General features: G+C 41.1%; 21 protein-coding genes and 2 pseudogenes. 10 read left to right on the top strand and 13 right to left on the bottom strand.

Going from position 1 to position 24,587, the window contains the following annotated elements; genetic code table 11:
* Positions 1-33: 33 nt before the first annotated feature.
* The 6 genes and pseudogenes from B0182_RS12170 to thrS all read right to left on the bottom strand — a co-directional run bounded on the left by B0182_RS12170 (position 34) and on the right by thrS (position 5,174).
* Positions 34-806: pseudogene (locus B0182_RS12170) on the bottom strand (IS5 family transposase).
* Positions 807-1,006: 200 nt separating this feature from the next.
* The gene (locus B0182_RS12165) at positions 1,007-1,276 is read right to left on the bottom strand and encodes an SH3 domain-containing protein (RefSeq protein ID WP_078275179.1); all 270 of its coding nucleotides are present in this window, start codon (positions 1,274-1,276) and stop codon (positions 1,007-1,009) included.
* A gap of 12 nt (positions 1,277-1,288) precedes the next feature.
* The gene (locus tag B0182_RS12160; RefSeq protein ID WP_078275178.1) at positions 1,289-1,642 is read right to left on the bottom strand and encodes a hypothetical protein; all 354 of its coding nucleotides are present in this window, start codon (positions 1,640-1,642) and stop codon (positions 1,289-1,291) included.
* A gap of 71 nt (positions 1,643-1,713) precedes the next feature.
* Positions 1,714-2,103, bottom strand: coding sequence for a hypothetical protein (locus B0182_RS12155; RefSeq protein ID WP_078275177.1), 390 nt, complete (start codon positions 2,101-2,103; stop codon positions 1,714-1,716).
* 191 nt (positions 2,104-2,294) lie between these two features.
* On the bottom strand, positions 2,295-3,173 hold the full coding sequence (locus B0182_RS12150) for a hypothetical protein (RefSeq protein WP_078275176.1): 879 nt from the start codon (positions 3,171-3,173) through the stop codon (positions 2,295-2,297).
* Between the two features lie 72 nt (positions 3,174-3,245).
* A complete protein-coding gene (gene thrS, locus B0182_RS12145) occupies positions 3,246-5,174 on the bottom strand; it encodes a threonine--tRNA ligase (RefSeq protein ID WP_078275175.1) in 1,929 nt (642 codons plus the stop codon).
* Positions 5,175-5,435: 261 nt separating this feature from the next.
* Between thrS and B0182_RS12140 the strand changes: the two genes are divergently transcribed.
* The 3 genes from B0182_RS12140 (at position 5,436) to B0182_RS12130 (ending at position 6,828) form a co-directional block, all read left to right on the top strand.
* A complete protein-coding gene (locus B0182_RS12140) occupies positions 5,436-5,684 on the top strand; it encodes a hypothetical protein (protein WP_078275174.1) in 249 nt (82 codons plus the stop codon).
* A 70-nt stretch (positions 5,685-5,754) separates the two neighbouring features.
* Complete coding sequence (locus tag B0182_RS12135) at positions 5,755-6,327, top strand: DUF1152 domain-containing protein (protein WP_342351455.1); 573 nt, start codon at positions 5,755-5,757, stop codon at positions 6,325-6,327.
* A gap of 21 nt (positions 6,328-6,348) precedes the next feature.
* Positions 6,349-6,828, top strand: a complete 480-nt coding sequence (locus B0182_RS12130) for a putative molybdenum carrier protein (protein WP_078275172.1) — start codon at positions 6,349-6,351, stop codon at positions 6,826-6,828.
* A gap of 51 nt (positions 6,829-6,879) precedes the next feature.
* On the opposite strand, the gene B0182_RS12125 is transcribed toward B0182_RS12130, so the two are convergent.
* Positions 6,880-7,650, bottom strand: a complete 771-nt coding sequence (locus B0182_RS12125) for a 3'-5' exonuclease (protein WP_078275171.1) — start codon at positions 7,648-7,650, stop codon at positions 6,880-6,882.
* A gap of 32 nt (positions 7,651-7,682) precedes the next feature.
* Positions 7,683-8,600, bottom strand: coding sequence for a cysteine synthase CysM (gene cysM, locus B0182_RS12120; RefSeq protein ID WP_078275170.1), 918 nt, complete (start codon positions 8,598-8,600; stop codon positions 7,683-7,685).
* 176 nt (positions 8,601-8,776) lie between these two features.
* On the opposite strand from cysM, the gene B0182_RS12115 reads away from it, so the two are divergent.
* The 3 genes from B0182_RS12115 to B0182_RS14060 are packed head-to-tail and all read left to right on the top strand — an operon-like array spanning position 8,777 to position 12,851.
* On the top strand, positions 8,777-11,854 hold the full coding sequence (locus B0182_RS12115) for an ATP-binding protein (RefSeq protein ID WP_078275169.1): 3,078 nt from the start codon (positions 8,777-8,779) through the stop codon (positions 11,852-11,854).
* A gap of 20 nt (positions 11,855-11,874) precedes the next feature.
* Complete coding sequence (locus tag B0182_RS12110; RefSeq protein ID WP_078275168.1) at positions 11,875-12,657, top strand: crotonase/enoyl-CoA hydratase family protein; 783 nt, start codon at positions 11,875-11,877, stop codon at positions 12,655-12,657.
* The gene (locus B0182_RS14060; protein ID WP_143821742.1) at positions 12,648-12,851 is read left to right on the top strand and encodes a hypothetical protein; all 204 of its coding nucleotides are present in this window, start codon (positions 12,648-12,650) and stop codon (positions 12,849-12,851) included. The genes B0182_RS12110 and B0182_RS14060 overlap by 10 nt, the downstream gene beginning before the upstream one ends.
* 179 nt (positions 12,852-13,030) lie before the next feature.
* Here B0182_RS14060 and B0182_RS12105 read toward each other — a convergent pair whose 3' ends face one another.
* From B0182_RS12105 to B0182_RS12085, 5 genes and pseudogenes are all read right to left on the bottom strand, one after another.
* The gene (locus B0182_RS12105) at positions 13,031-13,918 is read right to left on the bottom strand and encodes a LysR family transcriptional regulator (protein WP_078275167.1); all 888 of its coding nucleotides are present in this window, start codon (positions 13,916-13,918) and stop codon (positions 13,031-13,033) included.
* A 2-nt stretch (positions 13,919-13,920) separates the two neighbouring features.
* Positions 13,921-17,023 (bottom strand): annotated as a pseudogene (locus B0182_RS12100) (type I restriction endonuclease subunit R).
* A gap of 31 nt (positions 17,024-17,054) precedes the next feature.
* Positions 17,055-18,116 (bottom strand): Fic family protein, encoded by a 1,062-nt coding sequence (locus B0182_RS12095; protein ID WP_078275166.1) that lies wholly within the window; start codon positions 18,114-18,116, stop codon positions 17,055-17,057.
* A gap of 148 nt (positions 18,117-18,264) precedes the next feature.
* Positions 18,265-19,464: a restriction endonuclease subunit S gene (locus B0182_RS12090; protein ID WP_078275165.1), complete on the bottom strand. Its 1,200-nt coding sequence runs from the start codon at positions 19,462-19,464 to the stop codon at positions 18,265-18,267.
* Positions 19,461-21,005: a type I restriction-modification system subunit M gene (locus B0182_RS12085; protein WP_078275164.1), complete on the bottom strand. Its 1,545-nt coding sequence runs from the start codon at positions 21,003-21,005 to the stop codon at positions 19,461-19,463. The genes B0182_RS12090 and B0182_RS12085 overlap by 4 nt, the downstream gene beginning before the upstream one ends.
* A 154-nt stretch (positions 21,006-21,159) precedes the next feature.
* On the opposite strand from B0182_RS12085, the gene B0182_RS15255 reads away from it, so the two are divergent.
* From B0182_RS15255 to B0182_RS12065, 4 genes are all read left to right on the top strand, one after another.
* Positions 21,160-21,597: an oxidoreductase gene (locus B0182_RS15255; RefSeq protein WP_342351454.1), complete on the top strand. Its 438-nt coding sequence runs from the start codon at positions 21,160-21,162 to the stop codon at positions 21,595-21,597.
* Complete coding sequence (locus tag B0182_RS12080) at positions 21,494-22,228, top strand: oxidoreductase (protein ID WP_264676595.1); 735 nt, start codon at positions 21,494-21,496, stop codon at positions 22,226-22,228. The genes B0182_RS15255 and B0182_RS12080 overlap by 104 nt, the downstream gene beginning before the upstream one ends.
* A gap of 243 nt (positions 22,229-22,471) precedes the next feature.
* The gene (locus B0182_RS12070; RefSeq protein ID WP_078275162.1) at positions 22,472-23,566 is read left to right on the top strand and encodes a hypothetical protein; all 1,095 of its coding nucleotides are present in this window, start codon (positions 22,472-22,474) and stop codon (positions 23,564-23,566) included.
* Between the two features lie 194 nt (positions 23,567-23,760).
* The gene (locus tag B0182_RS12065) at positions 23,761-24,420 is read left to right on the top strand and encodes an NAD(P)H-dependent oxidoreductase (RefSeq protein ID WP_078275161.1); all 660 of its coding nucleotides are present in this window, start codon (positions 23,761-23,763) and stop codon (positions 24,418-24,420) included.
* Positions 24,421-24,587 lie beyond the last annotated feature (167 nt).

Here is a 24,587-nt window from a genome sequence, read left to right as displayed (position 1 = left end):
AATCCTTGAATTTGTGTATACCATGTCGAACATTCACAACAATCTCACCCACTGACAAACAAAAGCCAAAGCCACTGTACCTTGATAACACACCAGTAGCTTATCATACCTTGTAGCAACTGCTCTAAATCTTTTGCATGTTTCAAAGGCATTTTCCACTAGGTGTCTTAGTTTATACAAGTAGTCATCTATTGGGTTTCGGTTTTTACTTTTGCTATTACTGCGTTTTGATATGTTGGGTGTTGTATTGGTTTGTTTAATTTACCCCCTTAGCTCATCACAGTCGTAGCCAATATCCGCACTTAATGCTTCTGTATGCTTTGATAAAACTTGTTTGTTTTGCTCTATAAGCTGTGGAGCAACCTTAACATCATGAACTTGTCCACCTGTGATGAGAAAATCAATAGGGTTACCGCAAGCATCTACCACAAGATGAATCTTTGTGGTGTTACCACCCACACTTTTACCAATGCCTTGTTCTGTCTTGTTAGCAACATTACAAGCATGTTGATATGGGCTTTGATGTAACTACCATCTATAAACACCTACTCAGTATCAGCTTCTTTGGATAGGCATTGAAACAATTTCATGAGCTTACCCAGCTTATACCAACGCACAAAGGTTTTGTAAATGGTGTTGTGGCAACTAAAACATTTGGGTGGGTCTCTCCAAGGTATGCCTGTACGAATGCGAAACAAAATGCCTTCTACGGTTAATCTAAGATTGTGCTTGTTGTAGATACCAAGTTGTAGTAGAATAATTTTTAACTTGTGCCATTGTTCATTTGTGAGTAAGGTGCGAGCCATGACGATTTTGGTGCTTTGTTTGGGTTAGAGCTTGCATTGTACCAAAATCGTTTTTTGTTTTGTTAATAAAGTTCAGCATGCTCTAGTAAAGTTCAACATGCTCTAGTTCTGATGGGTATTGTGCCAAATATGATTTACCTGTTATTTGGTAATACGGATTTAAAAAAATCCACTCAATTTCTTGAATGGATTTTTAAAAATCAATAACAACTGATAAATTCCCGGTATACCCATCCGATATATTTACTGGTTTTGGCGTTAAACACCATTATCCAAGGGCGACCTTTGTCGTCATAGGCATATTCACTAACATAAACGGTTGTATTATTTTTGATTTTACCAATAATTTTGCCGTTTGGTGTGGCTCGTACATTGAGCGGTGTGCCTGTTGGGTCGGTTACTTTGCAGGTTTGAGCGTGGGCAGATATGCTAGCAAAGCTTAATATTAGAGCAAATGCTAATTTTTTCATATAAACTGCTGGTTAATAAGCACAAAATTCAATATTTGCCCAACCTGCATCATTATAAGGGATAATCTTGATTTTATGCACGCCTTTGACTTTGGTGGTAAAATCAAGCTCCGCACCGTCTGCATAGGTAGTGCGACCTTTTGGGTCTATGATTTTAATATCCTCAACATCACGAGCGTTTTCTCTAATAGTAACATAAATGGTTTGGTTGGCTTTGGTATTTAAAGTAAAAGTTCGGTTTGTATAATCCCTCTCAAAGCTACCACAATGGCTACCTTTGGTAAAGGAGATGGGATTGTTCTTGGCAAAACTTTGCCCACTCACCACCATAAACGCACAGAAGGCTAAAACTTTAAATGTTTTCATAAAATATCCTTAGTATTAACATGGGTTGTAGAAATTATATCCTAAAAAACCAGAAAAACAATTTTTTAAAATCAATAAGCACAAAATTCAAGTTCGGCATAAGTATGGCTGTCGTGCGGTATGTCAAATCCAATCGTATATTTTCCCTTGCTTGCAATATGATATTTCCATTGCGATTGGTTGGTGTCGTATTTTTGACTATATACTTTGCTATAATCATATTCAACGCCACTACCTTTGCTGTTGGTAAGGTAGGGTTTTGCAATGCCTGCAATTAAATTAATGGTAAATTTTTGATTTTTGTTTAAATAAATATGCAGGTCGCTACGAGTATCAATTTGATAGATGGCACAATAATCGCCCTTTTTAAATTTGATTTCTATGTCTGTGGGTGGTTTGGCAAAACTTTGCCCGCTTATTGCCATTAGCCCACACAATAATACAGCTTTTAAACTTTTCATAAATATTCCTTAAAAAACATTCTTATTATCATAACAAATCTGCAAAAAATACAAGCCTTTTATGAACTTCTTAACCCCCTCCAAGAGCGACCGCTTGGTGGGGGCGGAAGGGTTGGTTAAATTTATGGCAGATGATTTTAGTGGGCCGATGAAGTTGTAGAGTAAAAAATACATTATGCACACCTTATTAGTCAATATCCAAATAAAGATTTTATTTTATTCAAAAAATTTGGTTTATTTTTCTTGATTGGTATGTGATTTTCTTCATAGTCTTCTTTAATTGTATCAATACATTGTTGTAAAAAATTTACAGATTTCTTCGAAACATCAATTTCATTACCAATCATTTGATTGAGTAAATTAAAATCCTGTGCAGTTGGTTTTGCGTAATCTTGAAATTCTTGCCAAATATGATTAACTTTGCTCATTTTTAAAAAAGCATTGATCATATCCATATCATTATAAGAAATCCAATCTTGATACAAATCACTATTTTTCCAAAATCTTGCAGGTAATACAGTTGCTATTCCTTGACGAGTATCGCTAATTAAAATTGGGAAATAGCCTATTGATAAAACTCCATTGGGCAAATGCGGTCGCCAAATAAACATTGTGGTTGTTACCAATTCTTTTTCGGTCAAAACTTTTGGCACACGAGAAAATAATTGTGTACGCTCATTGGTAATATGTTCAGCATATTTTTTTAATTCGGGGTCATCAGGTGTAGTGTGTTTTAAGCTGAATAGTTGGTGAGCGATTTGTGATAATTCATCAATGCTGGTTTGACCGTTAATGTCATAAACGATTTCAGCAGGGCAAGAATGTGTATTATCATCAGAAAACAACATTCTATTGGCTTGGACAATATGTGCCATCACAATTCTACCATTTTTATACAAATATGATAAATGATTGAGCTGTTCTAAATAGGCAGAATATTCTAAACCTTGCATCCAACTTGGGGGAATGATTTGCAGATAAGCCAATTCTTGTTGTGATAATTGGTTGAGATGGTTTTTTAAATCAATATTGGTAATCATTGCGTTTAATTGAGTGAAATTGTCAGACATCAGTGAGCACCTTAAAAATTAGAGTGACAAAAGCAAAACAAGCCCTAAAATTTTGGAGCTTGTTTTTTGGTATTATTCCGCTTTCACTTCAACCCTACCTTTTTTATCAATCGCTGTATCCAGCACTTTGACAAACTCATCTAGGCTCATACTACCCAAGTTTTCACCTTCACGGGTGCGGACATTGATCGTGCCACTTTCCACTTCTTTATCGCCCAAAACGAGCATAAAGGGAATGCGTTCTAGGGTGCGTTCACGGATTTTAAAGCCGATTTTTTCGTTACGCAAATCGCTAATGGCTCTAAACCCTTGATTTTGCAAGGCTTTTACGGTGCTTTCTACTGCGTCCGCTTGTTTGTCGGTGATGTTCATTACCACGACTTGCTGGGGAGCAAGCCACGCAGGGAACCAACCTGCATAATGCTCAATCAAGATACCGATAAATCTCTCAAACGACCCCAAAATCGCACGGTGGAGCATCACAGGACGCACTCTCTCGCCGTGTTCATCAATGTATTCTGCCCCCAATCGTTCAGGTAAGTTAAAATCCAGTTGTAGCGTACCACATTGCCACACGCGCCCCAAGCAGTCTTTTAAGCTAAATTCAATCTTGGGACCATAAAACGCCCCTTCGCCTGCTTGTAGCTCCCACGCAAGCCCTGCGGTGTCCAAAGCGTCCGCTAGGGCTTTTTCGGCATCGTCCCACAGCTCGTCTGCACCGACTCGTTTTTCGGGGCGGGTGGAGAGTTTCATTTGCACCTCATCAAAGCCAAAATCTTTATAAACTTGAAGGGTGAGCTTAATAAAGGCTTGGGCTTCGTTTCGGATTTGTTCGTGCGAGCAGAAAATATGGGCGTCGTCCTGCACAAATCCACGCACGCGCATGATGCCGTGCAGACTGCCTGACGGTTCATTGCGATGGCATGAGCCAAATTCGGCAAGGCGTAGTGGTAAATCACGATAAGACTTCAAGCCTTGATTAAACACCTGTACATGGCAAGGGCAGTTCATCGGCTTGATGGCGTAGTCTCGTTTTTCTGATGATGTGGTGAACATCATTTCGCCATAATTTTCCCAATGTCCTGACTTTTCCCATAGGCTTCTGTCCACGACTTGTGGGGTTTTGATTTCAAGGTAGCCGTTGTCTTTTTGGACTTTACGCATATATTGTTCAAGCACTTGCCACACCGTCCAGCCATTGGGGTGCCAAAACACCATTCCAGGGGCTTCTTCTTGCAAATGAAACAGATTTAGGGCTTTGCCGATTTTGCGGTGGTCGCGTTTTTCGGCTTCTTCTATGCGTTTGATGTAGGCTTGCAGTTCTTTTTTGTCCGCCCACGCTGTGCCATAGATTCGTTGTAATTGCTCGTTTTTGGCGTCTCCTCGCCAGTATGCACCGCTCATTTTGGTGAGTTTAAACGCCTTTAAAAAGCGAGTGTTTGGTACATGAGGTCCACGACACATGTCGATGTATTCTTGATGATAATATAGACCCACTTGTGTTTCGTCTGGCATGTCATCAATTAGGCGTAATTTATAGTCTTCGCCACGATTTTTAAAGATTTCGATGACTTCATCTCTTGGCGTCATTTTTTTGATGACATCGTAATCTTGATTGATGAGCTTGGTCATTCGCTCTTCAATCATTGCCATGTCGTCTTGAGTAAAGGGTTTTTCGCTATAAATATCATAATAAAATCCGTCATCAATCACAGGTCCGATGACCATTTTGACCTCTGGAAATAACTGTTTGACGGCATGTCCTAAAAGGTGGGCGCACGAATGGCGGATAATCTCCACGCCTGCATCGTCTTTTGGGGTGATGATTTGCACGCTTGCATCGGCGTTAATGGGGTCGCAGGCGTCCACAAGTTTGCCATTGACAATGCCTGCCACACACGCTTTGGCAAGTCCTGCACCGATGCTTTGGGCGATTTCCATCACGGTGGTGGCACCGTCAAATTGCTTAACATCGCCATTGGGAAGTGTGATTGCGACCATAGTAGTTCTCCTAAATTTGGCGTTGGCAGTGATATTTGCTACAATCAAATATTTGACCGCTACCAGTGGATTTAAAAAAATAAAGTAAAAGCACATACGAAGTGCTTTGGGTAAAGGGGGTTATTATAGCAGGTTTTTGGGGGTGGGGGAAGTGGTAAACGGTGGGGGTTTGGGGTATAATATTTTGACAGTTAATAAATTAGAATTGATTATGCAACTCCCCTTTTTTTTCAAAAAATCCCACAAGGACAACGCTATTTATTGGCAGGGTGTGGCGGTGGTTATGACATTGTTACCGCCATTCCTTTGTATTTTTATTTGAAAAGTTTGGGCAAAGAAGTGATTTTGGCGAATTTGTCTTTTACTGATTTGGAAAATTCAACTTGTGAAATGATAGTGCCCTATTGTTATTTAATTGATGATAATGTCAAAAAGTTGGAGTATTTTCCTGAAAAATTATTATATGATTGGTTAAAAATACAAGGATATTCCAATTATTTACGCATTTAAAAACAGAATGGGCGTGCAACCCTTACGGCAAATTTATCAGCATTTAAAAGACAAACACTAGATTGATACTTTGGTATTGGCGGACGGTGGGACGGACAGCCTAATGTTTGGGGATGAATTTGGTGTGGTAACCATTGTAGAGGATAGTTTGTCCATTTTGGCAAGTGCTAAAGCAGGATTTGACAAGGCGTATTTAATGGTGGTGGGATTTGGCGTGGAAAAATTTCACGGTTTAGACCATTATCCGTGTTTGCAAAATATCGCCAATTTAACCAAAAAAGGAGCATATTTGGGAGCGTTTTCTTTAATGCTAGAGATGAATGAAGGTCAAAAGTATTTGGACTTTGTAACTTATGCCAATAATAATGCACCCAAACAAAGCATTGTTAATAATTCTATTGTAAATGCAATGCGTGGTAAATTTGGCGATTACCATTCTTTGGAACATACCAAAGGCTCAGAACAATTTATTAACCCTTTAATGCCTTTGTATTGGCATTTTGAATTGTCCGCCATTGCCAAAGAAATTGTATTTGCCGATAATGTGGAAATTTTCCAAACTTTAAAAGAATTTTATGATAATTATCAACTATATCGTAGAATAAATGGGTGTAGGCAAGGATTAAGAGAATTGCCGATTTAACTCAATAAGGAGAGAATAAAAATGACCTTCCCCAAAATTATCAGTGGCGGACAAACGGGCGTGGATAGGGGTGCGTTGGACGCAGCCTTAAACAAAGGCGTGGCGTGCGGTGAACATTACCCCGAAGACAGACGAGCCGAAGATGGTGTGATTGATGACAAATACCCACTCACGCCCCTAGCGGGAGCAGGCTATCGCAAACGCACCCGCCAAAATGCAATAGACAGCGATGCGACCGTGATTATTTATCATACACAAATTGTGCCAAAAGGCGGAACAGAATTGACCTTAAAAACTAGTATCAGCCAAAACAAACCTTATTTGCTCATTGATATGAATGTGTTTTCGGTGGAAATTGCGTCTGATTATATTCTTGATTTTATTAAAAAATATCAAATTGAATGCTTAAATTTTGGCGGACCTCGTGGTTCTGGCGTGCCAAGCATCCAAGCCTTTACACAAATGGTGGTAGAACGGGCGATTGAGAAGTGGGCGGACTAAACAGGGATTTATTTATACCCACCAAACAAAACCATTCCAACCGCCCCAATCCTACCGCCATGCCTCCAAAAATTCAGCGTGTCGTACCGTCTCACCGTCTTTTATTTGTGATAATTTGTCGTGGGTGAGTTTTTCATAATTTGCCATGACATCAGGGCTAAATTTACCCGTTAGAAGTTGCCAGCGTAGGTAAATGAGCCATGTGTTTAGCACGTCCGATTCGCAGTAGGTGGTCAGCTTGTCCCACTGTCCTGCTTTGACCATCGGCACGACTTGCGAGCCATCAATACCACCCTTGCCAGCAAAACCACACAGACTGGCAATGGTGTCTAGCTTTTGTTTGTTGCCATAATTACCCAGTGATAATTTATCCATCAAATCAATGTGGGCGTCGCCATATTTATACAGATAATTGGGCGACTGGCTGTTAAAGAGCGTGGGAGCGGTCAGCCTATGATGCAAGGCACGATAGAGCATGACAGGCAAGTCAAACCCTGCCCCATTCCATGACACGAGCGTGGGGGCAGGTTTTTGATTAAATGCCCTAAAAAAGGTCGTCAAAATCTCCGCCTCACTCATCTGGTGTAGGCTTAGCGATTTTAGGCTAAATTTATCCTCACTGACCCACAAAAAGGACAAACAGGCGATTTTATGCAAAGGCAGGCGCATAAAGGCATTACCCGCTTCTGCTTCCCTGATGGCGGTCAGAGCCGTCTGGGCGTCATCATCAGACAGCGTGGCAATCTCAGGGTAGAGCAGTCGCCCTGTATCAAGGTCAGGTATGGTCTCAATATCAAAAATGAGAATTGGTGCGGTAGGCATGACTTTTTTTCCTTAAAAATGAACCAATAAAATTAAACCCCAAACAGCCCTGTCGATAAGTATCTATCCCCCCTATCACAGACGATAAAGACAATGACGGCTTTGGGGTCATCTGCCTTGATTTGTTTGGCGATTTGGTGGCTTGCAAAGCCTGCCCCACCGCTTGACACCCCACAAAATATCCCTTCGGTGCGTGCCAATGCTCGCATATAATGTTCGGCATCTGTTTGGTTGATGTCCATAATCGTATCCACCCACGATTTGTCAAAAATCTTGGGTAAATATTCTGGCTCCCAACGGCGTATCCCTGCAATGTTTGAGCCGTCTGATGGTTGCAGACCGATGATTTGAATATCAGGGTTTTTTTCTTTTAAAAAGCGAGACACACCCATAATCGTCCCTGTCGTCCCCATACTGCTCACAAAATGGGTAATCCGTCCGCCTGTCTGCTCCCAAATCTCAGGGGCGGTGGTTTTGTAGTGGGCTTGCCAGTTGTCGTCATTGTTAAATTGGTCAAGCACAATCCCTTTGCCGTCCGCTTGCATTTGCAGCGCCATGTCCCGAGCCATTTCCATATTATCCGCTTCTATCAAGGTCGCCCCATAGGCACGCATGGCGTTTTTACGTTCTTGGGTGGAATTGGACGGCATGATAAGGGTCATCTTGTAGCCGAGCATGGCGGACACCATGGCAAGGGCAATACCTGTATTACCGCTTGTGGCTTCAATGAGCGTGTCACCTTGTTTGATTTGCCCACGTTTTTGGGCCTGGCTTATCATATTAAAAGCAGGGCGGTCTTTGACTGAGCCTGCAGGATTATTGCCTTCTAACTTGGCAAAGATATCAGCATTTACGTCCGTAGCAAGACGTGTCAGACGGACAAGGGGCGTGTTGCCAACGGTGTGGGATAGGGTGCGATTTAGGGCGTTTGGGGCGGTCAAATCAGTCATGGTTAGGTGGTCATCTATCTATTAAAATGGCGACATTATAGCACAAACGGATTTTTGCCGTTAAATTTACCAGTAAATTTGCCTTAAAAATCATCTTAAAACCCCCTAAATCAGCCCTAAAATTCACCTTGAAATTATGCTAAACTATGCCATCTGCCTGACAACATAGCCCACTCATGAAAAAAACCCCTTTTAACTTACGCAGTGCTTACGGGCAATTGGTCGCCCTTGTGTTTTTGCCGATAGTCATCTTGGCGATGGTTGGTGGGGTGCTTGTTTTTAAAGAGGTGCGAACGGCGAGCCTTGACAAGCAAGACGCTTTGGCATACAGTGCGTTGTTAAATTATGAAATGGTGCTGACCCGTCATTTTGCCCGTACAGAGGCGATGAGTGATGGTGCGTTGAGCGTGCCTGCTCTTGATGAGTTTTTTCATAAAATCTTGCCCAAGCAAGTGTACCGCATGGCGATTTTTGATGGGGATTATCGTTTGCTGGCCAGTCATGGCGGTTATGATGGCGACACGCCCTTTGAGGTGGGGCGACTGCTTGCCAAAGATAATGATTTTGAACGCCAAAAAACCACTTACGGCACAAGCTATGCCAGAGCGATGAGTTTTAATGGCGTGCCTTATTATGTTGTCGTGGAGATGGACAGCGAGCCTTTAACCATTACCAGTTATCGGGTGGTGCTTGCCCTTGCCATCACAGGACTGATTACACTACTTTTGCTACTGCTGATTTTAAATATTTATTCAAAACGCTGGATAGCACCAATTTATGAGATGCGGTTATTTTTACAAAAATTGACCACCGAGAATTTGGATAAACCCATCAAAGTAAACACCTCTGGCGAGTTCTCCCTACTACAACGGGACTTTGTCCAAGCCATGAGACGACTGTCAGCAAGTTTTAATGAGCTAAAAACCCACGCCAATGAGACCGAACAGGATTTACAGCACGCCCTAGATGAGATGGAAATGCAGACCATCTCCATTCGCAAGGCTCGGGATTTGGCGGTGTCATCTAGCCATGCCAAGTCGGCATTTTTGGCAAACATCAGTCATGAGTTACGCACACCTTTAAACAGCATTGACGGCTTTATCAACCTACTGGCTCGGCACGATGGTCGCCATGATGGTCGTAACGGTCTAAGTGCCGAGCAAAGCCTGTACGTCCAGACCATCAAAAAATCATCCGCCCATCTGCTCGCTTTGGTCAATGACGTGCTTGATTTTTCAAAATTAGAAGCGGACAAGCTCGTGCTAGACAGTCATGTATTTGACCTGTACTCTGCCATCTATGACGTGGTGGACATGCTCTCGCCCATGGCGCTAGAAAAGCACCTTAGGCTGTCTGTGCTGTTTTATAATGACGTGCCAAACCGTGTGACAGGTGACAGTCTGCGAGTCAAACAAATCCTAACCAATCTCGTTGGTAATGCCATCAAGTTCACTGATACAGGGGGCGTGGTGGTGCGTGTGGGTCTGTCCGATGACAATGATGGCTATCTAAACATCAGCGTTGAAGACACAGGCAAAGGCGTGTCCGATGATGACAAAGCGTCGCTGTTTAAAAGTTTTAGCCAAGGCGATTTGTCAGTGACCCGTCGTTATGGCGGAACGGGACTGGGACTTGTGATTAGTAAACAGCTGACCGAACTGATGGGCGGAACGATAGGTTTTTATGACAATAACAGCGAAAATATCGCCAAGACAGGGGCGACGTTTTGGTTTGAGATGCCCATTCATCTAGGTGGTGCAAGCGTGCAGGCTCCTGATGAGGCAGATACCGATGACGATTTATACAGTCTAACAAAACTTGCCCCAACCAAACTGTTGGTGTGGATAAACCACGCCCCCGCCATCCAAGTGCTAAAAGCAACCTTGGCAGGGTCGGACGTGGACGTGCATTTTGCCATCGGCTTTGCCGATTTGTTGGAACAGCTAGACAAGACAGGGCATGGCTTTGACTGGGTGATTGTGGATTATTTTGGGCAGGACGCGTCCTTGGATGATGTCGGTGCCATCCTTCGCCAAATCCGCTCTCGCTATCAGGGCAAACTGTCCGCCTATGGCTATCAAGTGGGCATGGACAACGCCCTACTGGACAAATACCAAACGCACGCACTCTACGAACCCATGAACAAACGCCAACTCATCGCCATGTTCGCCGATGACAAGCCCATGCAGGCTACCCCCATCAGTAAATTCTCAGGTCATCGGGTGTTGGCAGTGGACGACCATCCGCCCAACCTGCTCGTGCTAGAAGCCTTGCTTGGCGAGCTTGACGTGGCAGTCATCACCGCCCATAATGGCTTTGATGCCATTGAGACCATGACCCGTGCCATCAGCATGGGCGAGCGGATTGATTTGATTTTTATGGACATTCAAATGCCCAGAATGTCAGGACTAGAAGCGAGTATCCAAATCCGCAAAATCGAAGAGAGCCACAACCGCCCCCCCATCCCCATCATCGCCCTAACCGCCCACGGTCTGTCTGATGAAAAAGAGCGACTGGTGTCGGCAGGTATGAGCGACTATGTCGGTAAACCCATCGGGCATGAACAGCTGGTGCAGACGCTCTCACGCTGGCTTGGCGAGTCGGGCAGACCTGTGCTTGTCCCCACAGACGGCACGCCCAACTTTGCAGGTACGCCCTATGGCGAGATGAGCAAACTGACGGGCGATGACATGGATGACGGTACAGGCAAAGACACAAATAAAGGCATGGATAAAGGCGTGGATGACAATGGGTTGCCCCCCCAACAGAGCAAGCACGCCCATAAAGCTGATAAAGCCAAACCCACCCTGCTTGACATCGACTGGGCGGACGCATTGGCACGCTCTGCCAACAAAGACGACCTTGCCAAAACCTTACTCTCACTACTTATTGAGAGCAGCGAGAGCGAAAAGCTCGCTCTAGAACGAGCGTGGGCGGATAGAGATAGGGTCGCCCTTGCTGACATCACACATCGGTTGGTCGGGGGCAGTCGCTACACGGGCGTGCCACGCCTTAGAGACACGGCAGAAGACTTTGAACAAAAGTGCCGTGCCAATTTGGACGACACATCAGCAGGGCAATTCATCAGCATTCGCCCCAGTTACCGCTCACTCATCGATGCCCTAGAGAGCCTTGAAAATATTGACATCGAAGACTTTTTGGCAAATGGGGTAATAAACTCATCCGCCCCCGACCCGACGCCTAAGTCGGGCGGTCATGATGATGAAGACACCCTACCTTGGAAAATGGTTTAAAGCATAACAAAGGAGATCCCATGCAAACACTCACGCTAAGCCATGATAACCACACCGCCATCATTACCTTATCTCGCCCCCACAAAAAGAACGCCATGGACTTTGTGATGATGCAAGAGTTAATCAAGACCGCACGCCACATCAAGGCGGACAAATCGGTGCGTGCCGTCATCATCACGGGCGGGACGGATTTTTGTAGTGGACTGGACTTGGCGGTGTTTGGCTCACCCAAGAACATGATTTTTGCCACCAAAGAGCTGATAAAGCCAGCCCCTAGCTTGTTTCAAAAGGTGTGCCTAATTTGGCAGAGCCTACCTGTGCCAGTGATTGCCGTGGTCGATGGTGCGTGCCTTGGGGCAGGGTTACAGCTTGCCATGGGGGCGGATGTGCGTATCAGCCACCCATCGGCGACATGGTCGGTACTTGAAGCCAAATGGGGGCTGGTCGCTGACATGGGACTGACCCGTCTTGCCAGAGATATCGGTAAGGATAAGCTAAAAGAGCTTGCCATGTCTGCTCGCCTGCTTGATGCCCAGACCGCTTATGACTACGGACTCATCACTCATATAGATGATGAGCCGATGGCACGTGCCAAAGCCCTAGCCGATGAGATTGCCACTCGCTCGCCTGATGCGGTACTGGCAAGCAAACGCCTTATCAATCGCATGCACCCAAACGACCATCTGACTTTATACCAAGAAAAACTGTGGCAATTAAAGCTCTTTGCCAGTCATAACCGCAAACTTGCCATTAAAAAAGCCAAAGACATGGCGGTGGCGTTTCGGGATAGGCAGTGGGGTTAATCATCAACGCCAATATAACAGCAGATAGAAATTATCTACAAACAGTGGAAAGGGCGTGCCTGCCTTTTGTATTTGCAATGAAAAATGTCTGTTTAAAAAAGCAGGGGAATCGCCCGTTTTTCAAGGAAAAAAACGCAGGTTGTGAGTTTTTATCAAGCAAGTTTCTGGCGATGAAAAGCAATCTGACCACTTGACTGGGTAAATTTTAAGAGTTTTAACTTAATTTTTTTTAAATTAAGTGGTCGGATAGTCATTTTTCATGCAAAACATCATTTTACTTCTATAAAATTTCTAAACATTAAATTGTATTATAAAGGTTTGGCACGCCCCAATCAAATTCCACTAATATGCTATCAATGTTCAACACCCCCAATCACATCAAGCACAACCCCCCCCTAATCCACTGATGAGCAATGTCGTGATGCGTGCGTTCGTGCCACGTCATCATGATGGTAAAGCCGTCAATATTTATGGGCGGATTTTGCAGGCGGACGTTTGGCAGGGTTTGGGCAAGATGTTTGGGCAATACCGCCACCAAATCCGAGTCGTTCAAAAGCTGTGGCAACAGCGAGATGTGGTCAACCGACACCATCACTTTGCGTTTTCGCCCCAATTTTTGTAGGGCAATGTCGGTTGCTCCACTAAACTCACCACCATTGTACGACAGCATGGCAAAGGGCAATTCACAAAACTCATCAAGCGTCAAAGCGGTGTTTGCCATGGGGTGCGTTTTGCTCATCGTACAGACGTAGCTTTCTTTATACAGCAGGGTTTGGGGTATATCGCCTGTGATGTGGTGTTGCCCAACCAATGCCAAATCAATGGTATTTTTGTCAAGCAAAGTTTTGATATTTTGTCCTTGCACGGGCAATAAGGCGACTTTTACGTTCGGGGCGAGTCGTCTTAACCTTAAAATAAGGGGCAAAGCGATAATCTGCTGAACATAATCCATCGCCCCAATGCGTAGGGTCATGGACAAATTGGCAGGTTCTAGTTTGGGTGGGGCGAGCATGGAATTCACGTCCTGCAAGACACGCCGAGCGATATGCCCAAGCTCCAACGCCCTGTCGGTCGGCTGCATGCCGTGCTGAACCCGTACAAATAAGGGGTCATTAAAACTTTCCCGCAAGCGATTTAAAATCCCGCTCATCGCAGGCTGGGTAACGGAGAGTCTTTGTGCCGAACGGCTGACATTGCATTCGTCTAATAATACGACAAAGGCTTTTAATAAATTTAGGTCAAGTTTACGAAGGTCGGTCATTATCACACTTCGCCCCCAATTCCTTTGAACTTCTCCACAAACGCCGCAATTTTCTGAAAAATAGTTTGTTTGGCGGTCAGATAATTGGGATTGAGTGGGCTCATTTTGGGCAATACCGCATTCAAATCCATACCATTTTCACTGGCATATTCTCGTTTTAACGAAGTCATCAAATAGCGTCTGGCAGCCTCCGTATTTAAATTATTTTCGCTAATAAGTTCATCGGCTTCGTGTTTTTGTTCGCTTTGGGCAAATTCATAAAACTCACCAATAATACTTGGCTTATCAGGAATGCTGTCCAAATCCGCTTGATTAATAAAATCCACCACCAAACCCTCTTTGGCACGATTACTGATACTTGCCCGAATGGTACGGCGAATTTCTTCTACCAATGCCGTCTTATCTTTGATTTTTTTGTGATGGTCAAAAGTAAGTTCCAAAATATAATCCAAATTAATCTCTTGTGATTTTAATAAATCCACTTCAAAAACCACATCGTCCCAATCAATTTGGATTTGATTTTGGTTTTCCGCCCCTTTTTGCTGACGAAGCCAATCACGAATGTCATTATAAGTAGAACGATAATCTTGCACCGCTCGCTCAGATGGCATTGGTATATTTTGCATGGTGGCAAAATCATCATCGCTTAATTGAAATTTGGTTTTAAATTCCATTACCGCAGTTTCATCATTCAAATCAACTGTTTGTATTTCTTTTAATGCGGTAAATTCATCATAATTTTGCAAAATATTTTCGGCACGCAAATACTCACCAAATAATTTGGCAAATTCTTTTTTGTCTTTTTCGGTTTCTATTTTTTCAGGATTGGGGAATCGTTCATTTAATTCCTTGACAACTTCCAAATAACCCCGCCGAGCCTCGCCTGTTTGGTTATCGGTATAGCCGTCCATATATTCTTGATAGCTTTTTTCCAATACCACATTTTTGGTATTTTTATCGCCAAATAAAGTAATGGCGTCAATGGTGGCTTGTTCTAAATCACGGAAAGTTACGATATTGCCAAAAGATTTGGTGGTATCATAAATACGATTGGTACGTGAATAGGCTTGTATCAAACCGTGATAACGCAAGTTTTTATCCACAAATAAAGTATTTAAAGTCGGTGCATCAAATCCTGTTAAAAACATACCAACCACAATCAATAAATCAATGTCTTGATTTCTAACCCGTTTGGCTAAATCACGATAATAATTTTGAAATTCACGACTTTCTACGCTGTAATTGCTTTGAAATAGAGCGTTATAATCATTAATGGCGGACTGCAAAAATTCTTTGGCACTGCTATTCATTGCCGTTAATTCAAAGCCTTCATCTTCAATATCGCCAACTGCATCTTGGGCTTCATTGGCAGAAAATGAAAAAATGGTCGCTATTTTTAAAGGTTTTTCTTGCTCTTTTTGCAATTCTTTAAAAGCCTCATAATAGGCTTTGGCAGCATCAACTGAACTTACCGCAAACATTGCATTAAAGCCTTTGCCACCTGCATTCAAACGATGGGTTTTGTGTTTAAAATTGTCCAAAATATATTGGCTGATTTTGGTAATTCGCTCGGGGTGCAAAAGTGCTTGTTTGGTTTCAAATGCCGATAATTTCTTTAAATCTTGTTCGCTCTCGATGGATTTGAATTGTGGGCGAACATCATTATAATCCACTTTAAATTTTAAAACTTTTTCATCACGAATGGCATCGGTAATCACATAAGAATGAAGTTCTCGACCAAAAACGCTGGCGGTGGTTTCTGCACCCAAAGCATTTTGTGGAAAAATAGGCGTACCCGTAAAACCAAATTGACAAAACTTTTTGAATTTTTTATTTAAATTCTTTTGTGCTTCACCAAATTGTGAGCGATGACATTCATCAAAAATAAACACCACTTGTTTTTGATAAATTGGTAAATTCTCTTCCGATTTCATCAAATTATTGAGTTTTTGAATGGTGGTTACAATAATTTTATTATCGTCTTTTTCTATATTGCGTTTGAGTCCTGCGGTACTTTCTGAGCCATTCACACTATCAGGCGAAAAGCGTTGGTATTCTTTTATCGTTTAATCATCTAAATCTTTTCTATCCACCACAAAAAAGACTTTATCAATAAAGTCAAGCTCTGTCGCCAAACGAGCCGCCTTAAAACTGGTTAAAGTTTTGCCTGAACCTGTGGTATGCCAAATAAAACCACCACTCTCGGTATTGCTCCAATTCTTGCTTTGTGCCGAACTTTGAATTTTCCACAAAATGCGTTCTACGGCGGCAATTTGATAAGGTCGCATAATTAGTAGCGTATCACTAACATCAAACACCGAATAATTTAATAGCACATTTAATAATGTATTTTTTTGAAAAAAAGTGGCGGTAAAATCCTTTAAGTCTTTAATTAGTGTATTATCCGAGCGAGCCCAATTCATTGTAAAATCAAAGCTGTTTTTATCGCGTTTGGTGGTATTGGCAAAATAACGGGTATCTGTGCCATTACTAATGACAAAAATTTGTAAGAATTTAAATAACGAATTATCCAAATTAAAACTCTCTTTGCTATAACGATGCACCTGATTAAAGGCTTCACGAATGGCAACGCCTCGTTTTTTAAGTTCAATTTGAATCAAAGGCAAACCATTGACCAAAATGCTAACATCATAGCGGTTTTTGTGATTGCCTGTTTGTTCAAATTGATTGATGACTTGTACAAAATTACGGGCAATGTTCTTTTTGTCCAGTAAATAAATGTTTTGGATATGCCCGTCATCAAAGACAAAATCACAAATATAATCATCGTGAATTTTACGGGTTTTTTTGGATAATATTTTCGGACGGCACATCCAAATATTCCAAGGCAAAACGCTCTCATTCTTTATTCGAAAAAGCCATTTGATTGAGCTTTTGTAATTGTTCACGCACATTTGCCAATAGTTTGGCTTGACTATTTAAATCACGGCGATATTCATAACCCTGATTGATTAAATCTTCAATCAATTCTTTTTTCAAAGCACTTTCGCTTTGATAACTGGCACCCGATTGGTCAATTTTTTCGTATTTGTCCAAAACAATAAAATGATTGGTTTCGGTAATGGGGGTGGTTTGGGTGGTCATCTTTATTCCTATTTTTGGCAACATATAAAATTTAATTGCGATTTAAAAACAAATTAAACAAAGGTCTATTAATATAATACGCACTGCGTCCAATCTTCTCTTTTTCCAATAAACCAATTTCCACCAGTTCATCCAAATATTTACTGGCAGTTTTGCGAGTTACCTTTAAATCATTCATCACAAATTCAATTTTTGTATAAGGGTGATTGAATAGGTTATTAAGTAACTCCTGTTGGTATATTTTTGGTTTTTCTGTACGCATTTTGTGTTTATAAATCTGAATTAATGCTTTGATTTCTTTGACCAATTCAATGGTGGAGATGGCTGTTTTTTCTACACCATCTAGCATATACAACAGCCAATTTTCCCAATTCCCTGTATCTCTAACCTCTTGGATATATTGATAATATTCGGATTTGTGATGGATTAAATAATGACTCAAATATAAAACAGGCAAATCCAATAACCCCTGCATAACCAAATAAAGCATATTTAAAATACGCCCTGTACGACCGTTTCCGTCATAAAATGGATGAATACTTTCAAATTGATGATGAATAATAGCCATTTTAATCAAAGGGTCTAGCTCGCTTAATGAATCATCATTGATAAATTCAACCAAATTTGCCATTAAACTGACAATTTCATCAGGGTGTTGTGGCGGTGTATAAATGATATTGCCAAAACTGTCTTTTAATGTTGTGCCAGAGACCTTGCGAAAGCCCGCCTTATTTTTTTCTAGCAATTGCTGTATGTATAAAATATCATTTAAGCGAATGATTTTATTTGTGCGCACCTCAAAAAAACCAAAAAGCAAAGCCTCGCGATAATTTTGCACTTCTTTGGTCGCAAGATTGATGTTATCTTGTGTAATGTCTGATTTAAACAAATCATCGTGCGTAGTAACAATATTTTCAATTTCGGAACTATGTTTGGCTTCTTGCAAGGCAAGCGTATTGATTAAAATTGCTTCATTGGGAATGGACAGCACCACCCCTTTGAGCTCTGCCAAGTAACGGTTTGCTGATGCCACCTTCTTTAGCACAGCTTTGGTTTCAAGATTTTCCAGCTCCAAAAAGGGAAGAAATTGCATATTTTTACCTATATGACTGTCAATGTGGGTAAATTTTTGGATTTTTTACTCAAAAGCCCTATTATATGGGTAAAAAATCGCATTTTCTACCCATATTGGTAAAATGTGGGTAAATTTTTGGATTTTTGACCCATATCAAAAAAATCAGTCAAGCAAAATCAAGCAACAACTCCCGATAATATTCATATTGCTTTTGACGCAGTTCAATTTCACGGGGCAAACCCTCAGAAATCGAGTGGATAAGTGTGTCAAATTTATCCAAAATGGCGACAATTTGGGTTTGGGTTTCTAGTGGTGGGATTGGGATTTGAAATTCTTTTAACAACTTATCAGATATGGCGGGGTAAGCCGAACCACTCTGATCATTTTCAAGGTATGTTTGAAAACCCAAAGTTTTTAAATTAAAATATATCCATTCAGGCAAAACTTCACCTTCGTTTGCTCTCAAAACACAATATCCCGTGCTTGCAATTTGTTTATCAAATTCATCTGGAATAATTGTTAAACGCATTTGTGTTGGGCGAGTTGTTGCAAAAATAACATCATTTTTTTGAACAACTTTTTGTGCTCTACTTGGTGCACTGTTTGCATTGATTTCTATGGTTTCAATAATTTGATTATTCTCTCTATCAACAGATGTTAAATCAATATATTGATATGAATTTAAATTATCTTTCCATTTGATATTTTGGGTTTTTGAAGTAATATCCCCCAAGCTTTTCCATTCTACATTAATACCCTTTGCAAACGGATTGTTTAAATTATCAAAATCCAATAATAAATCACGGTAGTATTGCTTTTGCTTTTGCTTTTGTCTTAGTGTATGCTCGGCGGTTAGCTCGGCGGTTACGGCGGTAAATGCGTCCAAAATTTGGACGATTTTTTGTTGTAGGGATAGGGGTGGGATTGGGATTGCTAATTTTTTCAATTCACTTGCGTTTAATGCAGGAATTCCCGTAAAGGTACAAAGTGAATGAATTTTACTTTGAAAATTCACCAAAATAAAATATAAAAATCTTGTATTTAAAATTTCTTTATCTTTGACAGTTGCGGAATAATTCAAGTTTCCACGAAAATATTTTCCTTCTTGCCAAATAATTGAGCCAACACCAGCTCCACGACTTGTAATACCTATTGGGTCATTTTCTGTATTCCACTCATCAATATATCCAAGTGGTTCTTTTCCGCTATTGATTACGGGATAAATCCCTTGATTATCCAAAATTTTTTGTTTACTGATGGATTGCCCTGTTTTAATAACAGCAACCTCCCCCAAACTTTTCCATTCTACCGTAACATTTTGCCCAGTTTCTTGTATCAGCTTTTCTATCATTGGATTGCGTTTCATACTTCAATCTCCGCAATAATATCATCAATACTTTGGCGTAAAGTGGTGATTTTACTTACCGTTTGGCGAATTTCTTCATTTAATAGCGTAATATCAATCACTTCTCTGGTATCTTCTGCTTCTACATAGCTGGACACAGAAAGATTATAATCATTTTCGGCAATTTGGTTGCTGTCAATATTGGCACTAAAATGGGCGATTTCGCTTTTGTCGGCAAAGATTTGTAAAATTTGAGCGATATGCTCATCGGTCAAAATATTATTATTGGTTTCTTTTTTGAATAATTTGCTGGCATCAATAAATTGAATTTGGTTACTTGTTTTGTGTTTGGATAATACCAAAATATTCACCGCAATGCTTGTACCAAAAAATAAATTGGGCGCAAGGGCAATCACGGTTTCTACAAAATTATTATCAACTAAGTATTTGCGGATTTTTGCTTCCGCCCCGCCACGATAAAAAATCCCTGGAAAAGTAACAATTGCCGCCCGCCCTTTGGCGGATAAATAATTTAGGGCGTGCATAATAAAAGCAAAATCGGCTTTTGATTTGGGAGCGAGTACGCCAGCAGGGGCAAAACGGTCATCATTGATTAAGGTGGGGTCGCCCGAGCCGATCCAATTAATCGAATAAGGCGGATTGGACACAATCGCATCAAAAGGTTTGCCATCAATAAATTGGGGCGAAAGTAGGGTATCGCCCAATGCAATTTCAAACTTGTCGTAATTGATATTGTGCAAAAACATATTCATACGGGCAAGGTTATAAGTGGTGTGGTTAATCTCTTGCCCAAAAAATCCGTCTTCAATAATGTGTTCGTCAAATTGTTTTTTGGCTTGTAATAATAATGAGCCAGAACCACAAGCAGGGTCATAGATTTTATTAATACTGGTTTGACCGTGTAAAGCCAATTGGGCAATTAATTTAGAAACATTTTGTGGGGTAAAAAATTCACCGCCCGATTTGCCTGCATTGGCAGCATAATTGGAAATCAAAAATTCATAAGCATCGCCAAACAAATCAATTTGATTGTTTTTAAAATCGCCAAAATCCAATTCCGCCACACCCTTTAAGACAGATGCTAGGCGTTTGTTTTTATCGGCAACGGTATTGCCCAGACGGTTTGATGTGGTATCAAAATCAGCAAACAAGCCTTTGATGTCGCGTTCAGAATCAAAGCCATTGGCGGACGATTCAATGGCATCAAAAATGGCTTTTAAATCGGTGTTAAGATTGGGATTGTCGTTGGCATTTTTGGCGACATTTTCAAATAATTGGCTAGGATAAATAAAATAGCCTTTGGTTTTTATGGTGTCTTCTTTGATTTGTGCCAAAATCGAGCTATCATCTGGAAAGCTGGCATAATGAACGCCATCGTCGCCTGCTTCAATATAGGCAGAAAAATTTTCGCTGATAAAGCGATAAAATAAAGCACCCAAAACATATTGTTTAAAGTCCCAACCGTCAATAGAGCCTCGTACTTCGTTGGCGATTTGCCAAATACGGCGGTGCAGTTCGACGCGTTGCTGTTGTGCGGTCATTGTTTTTCCTTGCTTGCGTAAAAGGTAATATAGGCAGTTAAATGCTTTTGCCACTATCAATGAGCATTATATCTAACTATCAAAATAATCAATTTGAAATGATACCATATTTTCTCTAAAATATCAGCATTTTAAACCGAGTAAGAGACGAACAATGGCAAAAATCCGCAACCTTTTTACCCCCTTTTCCCTTAAAAACCTTGACCTCAAAAACCGCGTGGTAATGCCGCCAATGTGCCAATATTCCGTCACAGATGGCGTGCCAAACGACTGGCATTTGGTGCATTACACCAGCCGTGCCATTGGTGGCGTGGGTCTCATTATCGTGGAGATGACGAATGTCGCCCCAAACGGTCGCATCACACCGAACTGCTTGGGTCTTTGGAATGATACGCAAAAAGACGCATTCAAAAAAATCGTAGACAGCGTACATTCTCACGGAGCAAAAATTGCCGTGCAAATCGCCCACGCAGGTCGCAAAGCCCAAGATGAACCCAATGCCGTTGCCCCAAGCCCTAAGCCCCATTCATTATGGCGAGTTAGATTATGCAGGGCAAAATTTGATTACGCCAAAAGAGCTGACCACCGATGAAGTCAAAGAGTTGGTTGGGGCGTTTGCCAATTCGGTCAAAAGAGCGGTGGACGCAGGTTTTGATGCGATTGAACTGCACGGGGCACACGGTTATTTGATTCATCAATTTTATTCGCCAAAATCCAATACTCGCACCGATGAATACGGTCAAGACAAAGCCTTGTTTGGTGTGGAAGTGATTGCTGCCGCTAAAAAAGTAATGCCTGCCGATATGCCCTTAATCGTGCGAATTTCCGCCCAAGAATATGGCAAAGACGGTTTTGACAGCGATTATGGCGTAGAAATTGCCAAGCGATTTTCTGACGCAGGGGCGGATATGTTTGATGTGAGCGGTGGTGGTGATGGCGTACTCCACAAGGGTAATCACCCTGAATTTTATGCAGGCTATCAAGTGGATTTGGCCAGGAAAGTCAAACACGCAACTAACAAGCCCGTGATTGCGGTGGGAATGTTGGACAATGTGGCGGTGGCTGACCATATTTTAGGCGTAGGGGATGCTGATTTGGTGGCGATTGGGTGTGGGCTTTTGCGAGACCCGTATTGGGTATTAAATGCTCAATATCAGCAAAATGGGGCGGACAGTAGCGAAATGCAGTTTGTGCCAAGACAGTATGTGCGTGGGTTTATGTAATTGATGATAAGAACACCGCTTTGATTGAAGCGGTGTTTTTCTTGACAATTTTACCAAAACAAACTATGATATGCCACAGGGGGTCGCCCTTACTTTGGCATATGAGTAGAAACCGACATTTTATCCCTAAAAAAATCACTTCAACTTTAAGTTGTATTTTTCCATTTTTATTGACTAACAAATTTACCATTAGTCATATGCCATTTATAAAATTTGTTTGTCAAAATGAAAATTGGAGTTAATATGACTTTATCTCAAATTTGTTTTGATGTTCACGCAGAACTAAAAACTTTTATTCCCAACATTAAACGCTCACAAGTTTATGAACTGCTGTCTGCAAGGTTAGGTTATTATACCTACAAACACTTTTGCCAAGATGCAATTTTATTGTTTGACTTAGATGAACAAAACCATAAAGCAAATAATAATGATTTGCTCAATAAACGCATTAAAGATTTTGACTTTAATATTAGCAAAGAGCAATTAAATAAAATTATGGCATTCATTGGCACTTGGTTAGAGCAGACACAAATTTACGCCCCTACTGTTAAGGATTTTAGCCATCAACTATTAAAATCTATAAATTATCGGCAAGGTTTTGATATTTTGGTTAAAAATGACCTTTATCAAGAGTTAGATAAGGCGTGTTTTTGCGAAAAACCCAATTTTAATGCCATTATTTTGCATTTATTTCTTTTATCAAGAATTATCCCTAAGTGGGACGAGAAACACAAGACAGAGCAAAGAAAGCATAAGGTTATTGAGCAAGCAATCAAGATTTTTAGCAAAAAAGCAATATTACCTTATTTGATTGCCTTTCATCTAACTAAAAATGATGACATTGATTTTATTAAAGCGTTTTATAGCCAAGAAACTTCAAGAGAGGTAATTGAGCAATGTGCTTTAAATCAAGACACAAAAAAGGCACACGCTTGGTATAATTTAGCATTGAAATTTGGTTATAATAATATTTTAGATGGCAAACAATCTCGCATATACACCGAAGAGACAACTTATCAAAATCGTGGGCTATATAGTTTTTATGATGACGGTGAGTGGTTTAATTATTATGAAGATGAAGGTTATGACCCTATTGATTTACCAAAATTAGATAAAACTTTATCTCAACAAACCAATCAGCTAGCTGATGAATTTTATCAAATTTATCAAGATACCCAAAAAGCCATTGAATTTACTATAAATTCTTTTCCCTTAAAGGGATTTCAAGATGAACCGATGGATTGTTATTGGTACAACCCGTACGAAGATGATTGGGATTTTGATGATGAAGACTTTTCAGAAGAAGATTATGATGATTTTTGGGAAGACGAAGAGTAATTAAGGCAATAAAAAACACCATTTTATGAGTTAAGATGGTGTTTTTTATTTTAAAAATAAAAGTTTCAGGCTGCCTGAAAAATCACTTATCACTTAAAATAATACCTACCTATCAAAACTATCAATTATCCATAATAACCCAAATCTTTTATAATACGCTCCAATTTTCAAAATCCTTAATTTTGGAGCGATTTATGACCATTTTTAGCAAAGACGACCTAATTAGTGCCTTTCATCGCCGTGCGTCCACGCGTTCGTATGACGGCAATAAGAAAATCCCTGCCGATGATTTTAACACCATTTTGGAACTTGGGCGTTTGTCGCCAAGCTCGGTAGGCTCTGAGCCTTGGCAATTTTTGGTATTACAAAACCACGACCTACGCCAAAAACTAAAATCCTATGCGTGGGGCATTCCCACGATGGAAACCGCCAGCCACATTGTCGCCATTCTTGCCAAGAAAAACGCCCGTTATGACACGCCCTATTTTGGCGAAATTATGGACAGACGGGGCTTGCAAGGCGATGACCGTGTGAAAATTATGGAAGTTTATAAAAAATTCCAAAGTGAGGACATCGCCATTTTGGATTCTGATCGCAGTTTATTTGACTGGGCAAACAAACAAACCTACATCGCCCTTGCCAATATGATGACGGGGGCAGCAATGCTTGGCATTGACAGTTGTCCGATTGAAGGCTTTGATTATAAAGAAGTGAACCGTATTTTGGCAGAAGAAGGTTTATTTGACCCTGCCGAATGGGGCGTGTCGGTAATGGTAACTTTTGGCTATCGTGATAAAGAAATCAAACCAAAAGCACGCAAGACTTTTGAACAAGTTGTGAAGTTTGTGGAATAAATTTTGATAAAAACACCGCCCAAAAAAATGAACCAACCCCAAAGCTCGCCACTCTAGCCTTGAGCAGGTTTTATTTTTGGCAGTAGTCTAAAAAGTATGCCAAACTAGGTTTTCCGTTCGCCACAAGCTTGCCTGCGAGTCGGTTTCCGTCATGGGCAGGCATAGCT

It is taken from the genome of Moraxella bovis (assembly GCF_002014975.1).
Lineage (GTDB): Bacteria > Pseudomonadota > Gammaproteobacteria > Pseudomonadales > Moraxellaceae > Moraxella > Moraxella bovis.
The sequence above is the reverse complement of the archived record's forward strand: the minus strand, read 5'-3'. Positions and strand labels throughout refer to the sequence as shown.

Bases quoted from the DNA above. Each gene is read 5' to 3' on its own strand.
- B0182_RS12165 (WP_078275179.1), bottom strand. From the start codon at position 1,276: ATGAAAAAATTAGCATTTGCTCTAATATTAAGCTTTGCTAGCATATCT.
- B0182_RS12160 (WP_078275178.1), bottom strand. From the start codon at position 1,642: ATGAAAACATTTAAAGTTTTAGCCTTCTGTGCGTTTATGGTGGTGAGT.
- B0182_RS12155 (WP_078275177.1), bottom strand. From the start codon at position 2,103: ATGAAAAGTTTAAAAGCTGTATTATTGTGTGGGCTAATGGCAATAAGC.
- B0182_RS12150 (WP_078275176.1), bottom strand. From the start codon at position 3,173: ATGTCTGACAATTTCACTCAATTAAACGCAATGATTACCAATATTGAT.
- thrS (WP_078275175.1), bottom strand. From the start codon at position 5,174: ATGGTCGCAATCACACTTCCCAATGGCGATGTTAAGCAATTTGACGGT.
- B0182_RS12130 (WP_078275172.1), top strand. From the start codon at position 6,349: ATGACCTTCCCCAAAATTATCAGTGGCGGACAAACGGGCGTGGATAGG.
- B0182_RS12125 (WP_078275171.1), bottom strand. From the start codon at position 7,650: ATGCCTACCGCACCAATTCTCATTTTTGATATTGAGACCATACCTGAC.
- cysM (WP_078275170.1), bottom strand. From the start codon at position 8,600: ATGACTGATTTGACCGCCCCAAACGCCCTAAATCGCACCCTATCCCAC.
- B0182_RS12115 (WP_078275169.1), top strand. From the start codon at position 8,777: ATGAAAAAAACCCCTTTTAACTTACGCAGTGCTTACGGGCAATTGGTC.
- B0182_RS12110 (WP_078275168.1), top strand. From the start codon at position 11,875: ATGCAAACACTCACGCTAAGCCATGATAACCACACCGCCATCATTACC.
- B0182_RS12105 (WP_078275167.1), bottom strand. From the start codon at position 13,918: ATGACCGACCTTCGTAAACTTGACCTAAATTTATTAAAAGCCTTTGTC.
- B0182_RS12095 (WP_078275166.1), bottom strand. From the start codon at position 18,116: ATGCAATTTCTTCCCTTTTTGGAGCTGGAAAATCTTGAAACCAAAGCT.
- B0182_RS12090 (WP_078275165.1), bottom strand. From the start codon at position 19,464: ATGAAACGCAATCCAATGATAGAAAAGCTGATACAAGAAACTGGGCAA.
- B0182_RS12085 (WP_078275164.1), bottom strand. From the start codon at position 21,005: ATGACCGCACAACAGCAACGCGTCGAACTGCACCGCCGTATTTGGCAA.
- B0182_RS15255 (WP_342351454.1), top strand. From the start codon at position 21,160: ATGGCAAAAATCCGCAACCTTTTTACCCCCTTTTCCCTTAAAAACCTT.
- B0182_RS12080 (WP_264676595.1), top strand. From the start codon at position 21,494: ATGAACCCAATGCCGTTGCCCCAAGCCCTAAGCCCCATTCATTATGGC.
- B0182_RS12070 (WP_078275162.1), top strand. From the start codon at position 22,472: ATGACTTTATCTCAAATTTGTTTTGATGTTCACGCAGAACTAAAAACT.
- B0182_RS12065 (WP_078275161.1), top strand. From the start codon at position 23,761: ATGACCATTTTTAGCAAAGACGACCTAATTAGTGCCTTTCATCGCCGT.